The sequence below is a fragment of the Mesorhizobium sp. M1D.F.Ca.ET.231.01.1.1 genome (genome assembly GCF_003999155.2).
Lineage (GTDB): Bacteria > Pseudomonadota > Alphaproteobacteria > Rhizobiales > Rhizobiaceae > Mesorhizobium.
On sequence record NZ_RZOZ02000011.1, the window covers coordinates 207615 to 220087 of the forward strand.

Below are 12473 nucleotides of genomic sequence, written 5' to 3' on the forward strand. Positions count from 1 at the left end.
TCTTGCCTGATTGATCGCCGTCTAGAAGGCGCAATGCTGCGGCCACATTCGCTCCGGAGGAGAAGCCGCCGAAGATGCCTTCGCTGCGCGCGAGCAGGCGCGTGGCCTCACGTGCTCACCGCCGGAAACCTGAAGATAGCCATCGACCGGCACGTTGCGCAGGAACGCCAGATCCGGCATGGCATAGCCGCCGCCTTGAATGGGATGTTCGGATTGGGTGATGGGTTCTCCCGCGATGGCGGCGGCGCCCCTGGGCTCGACGATGAAGCACTTGATCAGGAAATTGCGTTCCTTGAGCGCCCTCGCTATCCCCGCATAGGTTCCGCCCGAGCCGACGAAGTCGACGAATGCGTCGACGGTGCCATGGCTGGCGTCCCAGATTTCCGGTCCGGTCCCGTGATAATGCGCAAGCCAGTTCCCGTCGCGGTGGAACTGATCGCCGCGAAATGCGCCTCGTTCCGTCGTCACCGCCCTGGCGGTCTGCTCGACGAGCGCCAGATCGCCACCCGACACCTGCCCCGGCACCGACCCCGGCAGTTGGTCCACGAGAATCACTTCCGCGCCGAGCGCCGTCATCATTCGCGCGCGCTCTTCAGAGTTGCCCTTCGACATCACCGCGACGAATGGGTAGCCCCTGACCGCACAGACGATCGCGAGGCCCGTGCCCATGTTTCCGGAGGTAAGCTCGACCACCGTTTGTCCCGGTTTGATGGCTCCGGATCTTTCGGCTTCCTCGATTATTCCAAGCGCCGCGCGATCCTTCTTCGAAAAGCCCGGGTTGAGATACTCCAGCTTGGCGAGGATTTCGCCCTTGATGCCCGCCCGCGCCGTCAGCCTGTCGAGCCGGACCAATGGAGTTCCGCCGATCGAATCCACGACGGAGTTCAGAACCTCGGCCATTGTCTGTCTCCCCGGTTTCGTGGGGCTGGTTTCGTGTGGGCCCGTCAGAGTCGTTTGTACCATTCTGCGCAGGTGGTGTCGCGCAGGTCTCCGATGGATTTGAGTCGTTCCCGATCCGCGAACCGCGCCATCCCGGCAACGATGCGTCCAGGCAGCGCCGGTCCCGTATAGATCATGCCGGTGTAGAGCTGGACGAGATCGGCGCCGGCGCGGATCTTTTCCAGCGCGGTTTCCGCCGAGTCCACTCCCCCGACCCCGATGATCGCCATTTTGGGGCCGAGCAGCTTGCGCATGCGGGCGAGCACCGCCGTCGAGCGCTCGAAAAGCGGCTTGCCCGACAGCCCGCCGGCTTCGCCCGCCAAGCTTGCGCTGCGCAACCCGGCCCGCGACAGCGTGGTGTTGGAAACGATGATCCCGTCGATCTTCTTCTCGGCAACTTCGGCGGCAATGTCTTCCAGTTCCGCCTCGACGAGGTCCGGCGCGATCTTGAGGAAGACGGGCGGTTGCGCCGACGCCTTCGCGCGCGCCGCCATCACGCGCGACAGAAGCTCGGCGAGATGCTCGCGCGCCTGCATGTTGCGCAGGCCCGGCGTGTTGGGCGATGAGATGTTGACGGTGAGATAGCTGGCGTGAGGCGCGAAGCGGGCGACGCCGCGCTCATAGTCGCCGACGCGGTCGGCGCTGTCCTTGTTGGCGCCGATGTTGACGCCGACAATGCCGTCACGTCCCTTGCGCGCGGCGAGGCGCCTTTCGGCGGCTGCGTGTCCTTCATTGTTGAAACCGAGGCGGTTGATCACCGCATTGTCCGCGGTCAAGCGAAAGATACGCGGTTTTGGATTGCCCGCCTGCGGCAGCGGCGTGATCGTGCCGACCTCGGCGAAGCCGAAGCCGAGCTTGAGCAGCGCATCCGGCACTTCGGCATTCTTGTCGTAACCGGCCGCCATGCCGAGCGGGTTCGGGAAATCGAGGCCGCAAAGGCTGACCTTGAGCCGCGCGTCGCGGGGGGCGGGCGAGGCGACCGGCAGGCCGCAGCGCAGCGCCGCTATGGAAAGGCCGTGCGCGGTTTCCGGATCGAGGGAGAAAAGCAGTTTCTGGCCGATCCGGTCGAGCACGCTCATTCGCCCTCCAGTTTCGGAAATCGATGCGAGCCATCCGCGCCGAGCGGCAGTGGCCACACAGAGACGACCGCATCGAGGTCGAGCGCGGCGTAGAGATGCGGGAACAAGGCGCCGCCGCGCGAGACTTCGTATCTCAGCGCATCGCCCAGCTTTGCTTCGTCGATCGCGATCAGAATGAGGTCCGTCTGCCCGGCGAAATGCCTGGCCGCCGTCTCGCGCACTTGCGCAGCGGTGGAGAAGTGGATGAAGCCGTCGGCGATGTCGACCGGCGCTCCGGTGAAACGGCCGCTCCGCTCCGCTTCGCGCCACATGGCTTCAGGCGCGATCTTGTAGATAATCTGAGACATTGTCGCGCTATAGTCTGAACGAACCATGGGGGAAAGGGTGCCCGCGAACTCTTCCCCATTTCAGGCGCAAACCTGTGATATTCTTGGCTCAACGGCTCATGGAGGATAAACAACATGCGTCTGCAGCACATCCTGATCCCGGCGGCGCTCTGCTCGCTGGTCGCCGCATCGGCCTATTCCGAGGAGACCGATCGCTATCGGCTCGAAAAATCGGCCAACGGCTATGTGCGCATGGACACCCAGACCGGCGCGATGTCGATCTGCGAGGAGCGCTCCGGCCAGCTCGTCTGCAAGATGGCGGCCGACGAGCGTGCGGCCTTCCAGGACGAGATCGACCGGCTGCAGGGTTCGGTGAAGGCGCTGGATGAGCGCGTCGCCAAGCTTGAGGATTCGCTCTCCGCCCGGCTGGAATCCCAACTGCCCAGCGAGGAGGATTTCAACAAGACGATGAGCTACATGGAGCGCTTCTTCCGCAGCTTCATGGACATCGTCAAGGATATGGACAAGGAAAACGGCGGCGGCGGCGTGAAGCCTGACCCGCAAAAGACGTGAGCCACGAGCATTGCAGCAAAGCGCGAAGCGGTTTTCCCTCCGAAATTGGTTAAAACAGGGAGCAAGAGCGGTCTTTGCCGCTTGAAAACGCGCCGCGCCGCCGCATAATCGTCCCGATCCCGCAAGAAGCAGACAAATCAGCGATGGGATCGGGGAGGAATATTTGCCGTCGGGCCACACCTTCGTCATTGCCGACGACCATCCGCTTTTTCGCGGTGCGCTGAAGGAGGCGCTTGCCGGCATCGGCGACGTCGCCGCCATCTATGAGGCCGGCGATTTCGAAGGCGCCAAGGCGCTGGTCATGGCCAATGAGGATATCGACATGGTGCTGCTCGACCTGTCGATGCCCGGCGCCAGTGGCCTGTCGGGCCTGATCTCGCTGCGCGGCATCCACCAATCGGTGCCGCTGGTGGTGGTGTCGGCGCATGATGATCTCGTCACCATCCGCCGCGCGCTCGATCTCGGCGCTTCCGGCTTCATCTCCAAATCGGCAAGCATGGAGGAAATTCGCGCCGCCGTGCAGGCCGTGCTTGCCGGCGATATCGCAGCACCTGCCGGCATCGAGCTCGGCGTCGAGCGCGATCCGGAAATCTCGGACCTGATCAAGCGGCTGCAGGCGCTGACCCCGCAGCAGACGCGGGTGCTCGGCATGCTGGCCGAAGGGTTGCTCAACAAGCAGATCGCCTATGAGCTCGGCGTCTCCGAGGCCACCATCAAGGCGCATGTCTCGGCCATATTGCAAAAGCTCGGCGTTGACAGCCGCACGCAGGCGGTCATCCAGCTTTCCAAGATCGGCGGCGACCCGCTGCAGCCGGTCGCCTGATCGCCGCCCTGCTGTTTCAAGAGTATTCCTCCATCGCCGGGCCTGTCGACCAGGCCGCGGGTGTCTCCGGCCTGGCGACCTCTGCATCGAAGCACGCCTCCGCTGTGGCCGGGCCGGAAACCTGACGCGCCCTGCCGATCGCCACGCCCAGTCCGACAGACGCGATGGCCACCAGCGGAATGCCGGCGGCCCAGGGCAGCCGGGGCGCGAGCGCATAGAGCGCGGTGCCGATCGAAGGTCCGAGCGAATCCTTGAGATCCACCGCCACCGACGAAGCCGCCATATAGGAGGCGCGCCGCGCCGCGGGCGCGAGTGCGTTGGCGGCGGTCGGCACCAGCGGCCGACCAGCATCTGCGCCATCGAGCACAGGCTGACCGCGGCAATCAGCGAGAGGGTTGCCGGCGAGGCCATGAGCAGGACAAAGGCGGCGATGGTCGAGAGGCCTGCGCCGGCCGTCAGCCAAAGCGCCGATCGCGCCTCGGCAAAACGGCTCACCAGCATCTGCAAGCCCACGGTCAAAGCAGCCGCATAGGCAAACAGCGCGCCGACGCCGGATGGGGAAAGCGTGCCGGCGTCCCGCGCGTAGAGTGGGATGACGGCCTCGATCCAGTTGCCGGAAATCTCGAACAGCACGACCCAGAGGAGCAGCTTCGCCAGGCGGCCGTCGCACAAGGCCGGCAGCAGCGCCGACAGGCCTTCCTCCTCTTCCTCCTCCTCCTGCCGGTCGCCGGCGCGTCCGCTGCCGATCGTCTCGCCAAGCGCCGCCAGCATCACGACACCGCCCAGAATCAGCATGCCGCCGGCGGCGAGAAACACGGTGCTGAGCGACAGCAGCGCAAGCAGCGCGCCGCAGGCCGGTCCGAGGATCTGCCCCGCGCTCGAGCTGACGCGCGCCATGCCGAACCAGCGCGGATGCGCTGACGGCTCGGTCACATCGGCGATCGCGGTGAGGATGGTCGGATGGAGCACCGACTCGCACATGCCGGTCACAATGAGCACGATCGCGGTGGCCGCAACGCCGTGGAGGAAGAACAGGGCGAGGAAGCCGCACCCCACACCGAGCGACGACAGGATCAGCACCGGCCGCCGGCCAACCCGATCGGCAATGCCGCCGATCAGCGGCGCTGCGATCAGTTCGCCGCCGGCATAGCAGCCGAACAGCAGCCCGATCGCGCCGATGGGAATGTCCGCTTCGCTGCTTGCCCAGAGCGGAAAGAACGGCACCAGCGCGCCGTCGGCAAAGCCTGCGCAGAAGAACAGGAAGAGGCCGAGCAGCGCCGGGCGCGGCAGTCCGAGCCAGGAGGATGAAATTGTGGTCATGATGTCACCTACGCGTCAGAGGCCCGGGGCTCGGGGCCCAAGGGCCGGGATCGCGCGTTGGCTGACGTGAACGCCTACGGCCGTTCGAAGAGCGGCGTGAGTTGTTGATCTGCTTGCTTTGTGCGGTTCAGCCGAGCCGCATCGACAGTTCCACGTCGTCGCCGAACGGCGTCGACATGTAGCCTGATGCCGGCGAGCGCACCCGCCCCAGATATTCCGGAGAGAAGTCGGCATTGTCGGCGATGACCAGCGCGCCGGGCCTGAGCCGGCTCTCGACCAGGCTGAGGATCTCCGGATAGAGCGCCTTGGCGCCGTCGAGCAGCAGGAGGTCTATGCGGTCGGGCAGGTCCTTGCCCAGCGTCTCCAGCGCATCGCCCTCGCGGATATCGACCAGGTCGAGAAGGCCGCCTTCGGCGAGATTGGCCTTGGCGCGCACCACCTTGGAGGGCTCGAACTCGGTCGTGATCAGGCGGCCGCCGCCATTGTCCCTGAGCGCCGCGGCAAGATAGAGCGTAGAGATGCCGAACGAGGTGCCGAACTCGACGATGATGCGCGCGCCCGTGCTGCGCGCCAGCATGTAGAGCAGCGTGCCGGTCTCGGGCGAGATTGCCAGCCAGAGATCCTTCAGGTTGCCGTAGAAATCGAGATACTCGGTCTTGCTGCCGAGCAGGCGTGCCCGTTCCTCGCCCGAGTACCGGGCTATCGCCGGGCTGGTCGCCGTGGCGGCTTCCTCGAACAAGCGGGTGAGCAGGGGCGCGAGCGGGGTTCCGGTCAGGGTGGTCATGATTGGCTCCGGTAGGGTGTCTTCTTGTGTCGCCTCGAAAAATACGAATAATCCTTCAGGTTTCCAATTCGCATTCCCGAGCGCTGCCATGATCCAACGCCCAAGCCCTTCAATTTCCACCCGAAAACAGCCCAAACAGGCGCGCGCGACGGAGCTCGTGGCGGCGATTTTGCAGGCGGCTGCTCAGGTTTTGGCGAGCGAAGGGGCGCGGCGTTTCACCACAACGCGCGTCGCCGAGAAGGCGGGTGTCAGCGTCGGCTCGCTCTATCAATATTTCCCGAACAAGGCGGCGCTTCTGTTCCGGCTGCAGAGTGATGAATGGCGCCAGACGACCGACCTCTTATGCGGCATTCTCGAGGACGTCGGAAAACCGCCGCTCGAACGGCTGCGCACGCTGGTGCATGCCTTCATCCGCTCCGAATGCGAGGAGGCGGCGGTGCGTGGCGCGCTGAACGACGACGCCCCCTCTTTATCGGGACGCGCCGGAGGCCCAGGAGGCAAGGGCCATGGCAAACCGCACCGTCGAGGTTTTCATGCGGGAGACGCTGCCAGAAGCTTCCGATCCTGTCCGCGCCCTCGCCGGAAAGCTGATCATGAAGACGCTCAGCGCGGTCGGAGCGGATTTTTCGACAAACCCGCGCACGTCGGCCGAGATCGAAACCTATTCCGACGCCCTCGCCGGCATGTTTTGCGCCTATCTCGGAAGCCTGGGACACCAGGGGTAGGCAGAAAGAGGATCACTCCGCCGCCTGCGCCAGCGCCCTGACGCGCGCCATCATCGAACGCAGCACGGCCGGCTTCAGCGGCTTGTTGACCACTGGAACGTCGAGCTGGCTTGCCGCGGCTCGTACTTCGCTGGAACGGTCGGCGGTGACCAATACGCATGGCAGGTCCTGGCCGTAAGCGGCGCGCAGCCTGTGGATCGCGTCGAGCCCGGTGCTGCCGTCGATATGGTAGTCGGCAAGCACCACATCCGGCCTCACCGCGCCCGGCCGCAACAAATCGCCCGATCCCGAGGCGGTCTCGACGCTACAGCCCCAGCCTTCGAGCAGCAGCCGCATGCCGTCCAGGATGCGCGCGTCGTTGTCGATGCACAGCACGTTGAGTCCGGCAAGTGAGGATGCCGCGCGCGCGGGCGCCTTGCCGACTTCGCGCGGCTGCGGCGCGACCGCCGCGACCGGCAGGATGACCGAAAAGCGCGTTCCCTTGCCCGGATCGGAGTAGATGCGGATCTCGAGCCTGAGAACCCTGGCGATGCGGTCGACGATTGAGAGGCCGAGGCCAAGCCCTTCGGCTTCGCGCGCGCCTTCGTCCAGCCGGGTGAATTCGTGGAAGACCGTGTTCAATTTGTCGCCGGCAATGCCGATGCCGGTGTCGATCACCTGGATCTCGGCCAATTCGCCACGCCGCCTGACACCCACCAGTATGCGGCCCTCGCGCGTGTATTTGATCGCGTTGGAGACGAGGTTCTGGATCAGCCGGCGAAGCAGGTTGCGGTCGGTCATGACGCCGAGCGACGACGGCATGATTTTCAGGCCGAGCTTCTTTTCGGCGGCGAGCGGACGAAAATCGTTGCCGATCTGGCCAAGCAGCCCGCCGAGGCTGAAGGTGGTGTCCTCGGGCTTCAGCGCGCCGGCGTCGAGCCGTGAGATGTCGAGCACTGCGCCGAGGATGGTCTCGACCGACTCCAGCGAGGATTCGATGTTGACGGCGGCCTTGCCGGCTCGACCCTTGCCGGCCTTTTCGATCAGCGACGAGCAATAGAGCCGTGCGGCGTTGAGCGGCTGCAGGATGTCATGGCCGGCGGCGGCGAGGAAGCGCGTCTTGCTGAGGTTGGCTTCCTCGGCCAGCATCTGTGCCTGCGCCAGCTCCTCGTTGACGCGGGTGAGCTCGGCGGTGCGGCTCCGGACCCGCTGCTCCAGCGATTCATTGGCCCGCTTCAGCGCCAGGTCCTGCTCGACGCGGCCGGAAATGTCGGCGTAGGTGGCGACGATGCCGCCGTCCGGCATCGGGTTGGAGCGCAGCTCCAGGATACGGCCGCTGGTCCTGAGCTCCATCTGCCAGGGACCCGCGAAGCTGGTCAGCCGGTTGAGCATCGTCACCCGCTGGTCGGTTGGGATATCGCCGCGCTCGGCCAGGTGGCGCAGAATCTGGTCGAGCGAGACGCCGACCTGGCCCATATCGTCCGGCAGATCGAACAGCGCCCGGTATTGCCGGTTCCAGCAAATCAGCCGGAAATCGCGGTCGAAGACGGTAATGCCCTGTTCCATCTGGTCGAGCGCGATCTGCAGCAGGTCGCGATTGTGCTGCAGCGCCTCGGTGGCGTCGTCGAGCAGCCGGAAGGCATCCTTGGAATCGCGGTCGTTGCGGCGGAAGAGCAGCGACAGGATCAGCCGGGCCGACGAAGAGCCGACGGCGCTCGCCAGCAATTGCTCCGAGAAGCGGATGACGTCCATGCTGGCCTGTTCCTTGCCGTGCAGGGAGACATTCGCGTTCTTCTCGAAGGACTGGAAGGAACGCTCGGTGCGCTCGACGCCGAGATAGCGGGAAATCGTGTCCTTGAGGTCGTTGACGGTGACGGCGGTGCGGAAGCGGCGCAGGCTTGGCATCGGGCCGGCCTCGCGCGGCACGAAGATCGCCGCCTGGATGCGCTCCAGCGGCACTGACGCTCGGGACAGCGATCCAAGCACGAAGAACAGCGTGTTGACCGACAGGCTCCACAGCACGCCGTGGTTCAGCGGCTCGCCGACGGTGCCGAACAGCGCCTGCGGCCGCAGCGCCTCGAAGCCGAACAGGCCGTGGACGACAAAGTCGGAGCCGGGACCGACGAGCGAGGGAAGCAGCAGCGTATAACCCCAGACCGCGATGCCGGCGACCATGCCGAGCGCTGCGCCCCGGCCATTGGCGCGGCGCCAGATCAGGCCGCCGATCAGCGCTGGCGCGAATTGAGCGATCGCGGCAAACGACATCAGGCCGATCGAGGACAGCCGCGCGCTGTTGGTGCTCTCGCGGTAATAGAGGAAGGCGATGAACAGCATGATGAAGATCGACGCCCGCCTGACGTTCAGGATCAGCGTCGACCAGTCCTCATTCTGCGAAGAGGCGGTCTTGAGCAGCCGGCGCACGAACAGCGGGATGACGAGGTCGTTGGAGATCATGATCGACAGCGCCACGCTCTCGACGATGACCATGGCGGTCGCCGCCGACAGTCCGCCGATGAAGGCGGCCATGGCCAGCACGTCGTGGCCGCTGAACAGCGGCAGCGACAGCACGTAAAGATCGCTGCTGGTGCGTGTGCCGACAAGCGACAGGCCGGCAAAGGCGATCGGCAGCACGAACAGGTTGATCGCCATGAGATAGAGCGGGAACACCCAGGTCGCGGTGCGCAGTTCCGCCTCGCTGCGGTTCTCGACAACGGTCACATAGAACTGGCGCGGCAGCATCAAGATGGCAAAGCCGCTAAGACAGGTCAGCACCAGCCAGGTGGCCAGAGAGGTGCTGTAGCCCATCGCCTGCCGCGCCTGCGCACTGTCGGCCAGCCTGCTGAACATGTCGGCCGGGCCGCCGAAAATCAAAAAGGTCACCATCAGGCCGATGGCGAGGAAAGCCGCGAGCTTGACCACCGTCTCCACCGCGACCGCCAGCACCAGCCCGTCCTGGTGCTCGGTGGCGTCGGCGTGGCGGGTGCCGAACAGCACGGCAAACAGCGCCAGCAGCATCGCCACCACCAGCGAGATGTCGCTGACAAACGGGTCGAAGGAGGGCGGCGAGCCGGTATAGTGCTCGATCATCAGGCTGACCGAGCCGGAGATCGCCTTCAGCTGCAGCGCGATATAGGGCACGGCGCCGATGGTGGCGATCAGCGTCGCGATCGCCGCGACGGTAAAACTCTTGCCGTAGCGGGCGCCGAGGAAGTCGGCGATCGAGGTGATCTTCTCGCTTTTGGCCAGCCGCACGATGCGGTTGAGCAGCGGGAAGCCGAACACGAAGACCAGCACCGGGCCGGTGTAGATGCCGAGGAATTCGAGGCCCCGCTCGGAGGAAAGCCCGACCGAGCCGAAGAAGGTCCAGGAGGTGCAGTAGATGGCGAGGCTGAGCGCATAGATGAAGGGCCGCGCCCGGCCGAGCCCGGCAGCCACCGAGCGCCGGTCGCCGACGCTGGCAATGGCAAAAAGCAGCGTCACATAGGCGATCGCGATGATGACGACGAACCAGCCCTGCACGGTTCGAACTTCCTCCCTGATCGGTCTCCCATCCGGTCCGTTCAAGCAATTCCACGAAAAGTGTGTCGCCTTTTTTCCGTGCGGAATTGCGTAAGAACAAATACTTAGAACGATCCGGCGTTTCCATCAAACGCTGGATCGCTTTAGACGCAACCACAGCTTAAAGCCCAAGTCCACCGCGGCTTTCGGCGCATATTCAACTGGTGACGCGACCTGTGACACAAAGCGGTGGCTTCGCCCTATTTCCGGTTTTGCAACCGGGGGTTTTTGTTATGCTAAGCGCGGGCTGGCGCCGAGTGGAAGCTGGGGACGGCAGCGTGGCCACGGCAAGGAGGGTCGAATGCTGAAAGAATTCCAGGAATTCATTTCCAAGGGCAATGTCATGGACTTGGCCGTCGGTGTCATCATCGGCGCCGCCTTCGGCAAGATCGTCACTTCGCTGGTCGAGGACGTCATCATGCCGATCGTCGGTGCGATCTTCGGCGGGCTGGACTTCAACAACTATTTCTTCGGGCTGTCCTCGAACGTCCATTCGCCCGCGCTGGCCGACGCCAAGAAGGAGGGCGCCGTTTTTGCGTACGGCAGCTTCATCACCGCTGTACTGAACTTCCTGATCCTTGCCTTCATCATCTTCCTGATGGTCAAGGCCGTGAATGGCATGCGCAAGCGGCTCGAGCGCGAAAAGCCCGCGGCACCTGCGGCGCCGCCGCCGGCCGACATCGCGCTTCTGACCGAGATCCGCGACCTGCTCGCCAAGAAGTAATCCGCCGACCGACACGCTGGACCAAAACCCCGGCCGTTCGCGGCCGGGTTTTCTGTTTGCGGCTGTCGTAAAAGACGTTAGCAGTCGTGGAAAACCGGACGGATTCCTGCATGACCCTGATCCAGACCTTGCGCACCGAGGCCCGTGCCGCGCCTGAAAGCGGCATTGTCGCCGTCGTCAACCATGGCCGCTTGCGCGAAGGCTTGATCCCGCTCTGGGCCGGTGAGGGCGACCTGCCGACGCCTGCCTTCATCAGTGACGCCGCCGCCCGCGGGCTCGCCAATGGCGAAACCTTCTATACCTGGCAGAAAGGCATTCCCGAGCTCAGGCAGGCCCTCGCGCGCTACTACGCCAGGCATTTCGGCAAGCATTTCGCCGAAGAGGAATTCATCGTCACGGCCTCCGGCATGCATGCCATCCAATTGGCCATCGACGCGATCGCCGGCAGCGGCGACGAGGTTATCTATCTGTCGCCGGCCTGGCCGAATTTCGCCGCCGCTGCCGGCGTCGCCGGCGCCGTTCCGGTCGCGGTCACGCTCGACCAGTCCGGCAATGGCTGGTCCTGCGACGTCGACAGAATAGCGTCGGCGATCACGCCGCGGACGAAGGCGCTGTTCATCAACACGCCGTCGAATCCGACCGGCTGGACCGCCGACATGGAAACGCTTCAAGCGATCCTCGATTTGGCCCGTGCTCGCAATCTCTGGATCATCGCCGACGAGATCTATTCGCTGTTCCACTACGGCCGCGGCCGCGCGCCGTCCTTTCTCGACGTCGCGACGGCGGAAGACCAGATCCTCTTCGTCAACAGCTTCTCCAAGAACTGGGCGATGACCGGCTGGCGCGTCGGCTGGATCAAGACCCATCCCGCCTTGCAGCAGGTGTTCGAGAACCTGATCCAGTATTCGACCTCGGGCGTCGCCCAGTTCATGCAGCGCGGCGCGGTCGCAGCGCTTGACGAGGGCGACGGCTTCATCGTCGAGCAGGTCGAACGGGCACACGCGGCGCGCGACCTCGTCTGCGATATATTGGGCGCCACCGGCAAGGCGCGCTTCACCGTGCCGCAGGGCGCGTTCTACCTGTTCTTCACCGTCGACGGCATCACCGATTCCCGCACCGCTGTCTTCGACATCGTCGACAACGCCAATGTCGGCCTGGCACCCGGAACGGCCTTCGGCCCCGGCGGCGAGGCCTTCCTCAGACTATGCTTCCACCGCCGCCTCGATCAGCTCGAGGAAGCGGCGCATCGCCTGGCGAAGTGGATTAAGACTGTTTGAGGTTCGCGGGCGGGAAGTGTTTGTTTGCGAACCCTTTTTCTGCACCATTTCGTTCTTCGGCAGACGTAACGGCATGGATCCCAGGGTCTGCGCCGCGTCGCTTCGCTCCTTGCTCCGCCCCAGGATGACGACGGAAGGACGGCCTCGGACAATCTCCAGCGTTTGCGATCATCGGGTCGCACAAACGGACTTCGTCATCCTAGGGCGTAGCAGTCGCGGAGCGACGTCGCGGAGACCCTAGGATCCTGTGTGTTGATTCCCGTGTATGGTTTGAAGTGGGAAGGAGACCGAGTGGATCCTGGTCGTCCTTGCAGACAGGCCGTGGCATGGCCCGGTCCCTTCCCACCGGTGAACCATCAACCTGAA

9 protein-coding genes and 2 pseudogenes are annotated in these 12473 nt (G+C 64.7%); 5 read left to right on the plus strand and 6 right to left on the minus strand.

Translation table 11 applies throughout. The features are described 5' to 3' along the window. Positions 1 to 21: 21 nt before the first annotated feature. From EN874_RS25665 to EN874_RS25675, 3 genes are read right to left on the minus strand one after another with little or no spacing between them, the layout of a single operon-like run. Positions 22 to 900 carry a cysteine synthase family protein gene (locus EN874_RS25665; RefSeq protein ID WP_210236006.1) on the minus strand — a complete coding sequence of 293 codons (879 nt, stop codon included), beginning with the start codon at positions 898 to 900 and terminating at the stop codon, positions 22 to 24. Between the two features lie 44 nt (positions 901 to 944). Next, positions 945 to 2018, minus strand: coding sequence for a quinone-dependent dihydroorotate dehydrogenase (locus EN874_RS25670; protein ID WP_127427720.1), 1074 nt, complete (start codon positions 2016 to 2018; stop codon positions 945 to 947). Continuing rightward, positions 2015 to 2365 carry a DUF952 domain-containing protein gene (locus tag EN874_RS25675; RefSeq protein WP_127427721.1) on the minus strand — a complete coding sequence of 117 codons (351 nt, stop codon included), beginning with the start codon at positions 2363 to 2365 and terminating at the stop codon, positions 2015 to 2017. The genes EN874_RS25670 and EN874_RS25675 overlap by 4 nt, the downstream gene beginning before the upstream one ends. A 114-nt stretch (positions 2366 to 2479) precedes the next feature. Between EN874_RS25675 and EN874_RS25680 the strand changes: the two genes are divergently transcribed. Further along, complete coding sequence (locus tag EN874_RS25680) at positions 2480 to 2917, plus strand: hypothetical protein (RefSeq protein WP_127427722.1); 438 nt, start codon at positions 2480 to 2482, stop codon at positions 2915 to 2917. 163 nt (positions 2918 to 3080) lie between these two features. Beyond that, complete coding sequence (locus EN874_RS25685) at positions 3081 to 3740, plus strand: response regulator transcription factor (protein ID WP_126085930.1); 660 nt, start codon at positions 3081 to 3083, stop codon at positions 3738 to 3740. Between the two features lie 405 nt (positions 3741 to 4145). On the opposite strand, the pseudogene EN874_RS25690 reads toward EN874_RS25685, so the two are convergent. Together EN874_RS25690 and EN874_RS25695 are read right to left on the minus strand one after the other, a co-directional pair. Beyond that, positions 4146 to 5060, minus strand: a pseudogene (locus EN874_RS25690) (MFS transporter); the annotation flags it as partial. Positions 5061 to 5187: 127 nt separating this feature from the next. After that, positions 5188 to 5844 carry an O-methyltransferase gene (locus EN874_RS25695; protein ID WP_127427723.1) on the minus strand — a complete coding sequence of 219 codons (657 nt, stop codon included), beginning with the start codon at positions 5842 to 5844 and terminating at the stop codon, positions 5188 to 5190. A gap of 88 nt (positions 5845 to 5932) precedes the next feature. Here EN874_RS25695 and EN874_RS25700 point away from each other — a divergent pair. Continuing rightward, positions 5933 to 6569 (plus strand): annotated as a pseudogene (locus EN874_RS25700) (TetR family transcriptional regulator). Positions 6570 to 6581: 12 nt separating this feature from the next. Here the strand turns inward: EN874_RS25700 and EN874_RS25705 are convergent. Next, complete coding sequence (locus EN874_RS25705) at positions 6582 to 10067, minus strand: PAS domain-containing hybrid sensor histidine kinase/response regulator (protein ID WP_168247602.1); 3486 nt, start codon at positions 10065 to 10067, stop codon at positions 6582 to 6584. Positions 10068 to 10407: 340 nt separating this feature from the next. On the opposite strand from EN874_RS25705, the gene mscL reads away from it, so the two are divergent. Continuing rightward, entirely contained in the window at positions 10408 to 10830 is a 423-nt protein-coding gene (gene mscL / locus EN874_RS25710) for a large conductance mechanosensitive channel protein MscL (RefSeq protein WP_127427725.1), read from the plus strand. Positions 10831 to 10940: 110 nt separating this feature from the next. Then, the gene (locus EN874_RS25715; protein ID WP_127427726.1) at positions 10941 to 12107 is read left to right on the plus strand and encodes a pyridoxal phosphate-dependent aminotransferase; all 1167 of its coding nucleotides are present in this window, start codon (positions 10941 to 10943) and stop codon (positions 12105 to 12107) included. The last annotated feature ends 366 nt before the right edge of the window (positions 12108 to 12473 follow it).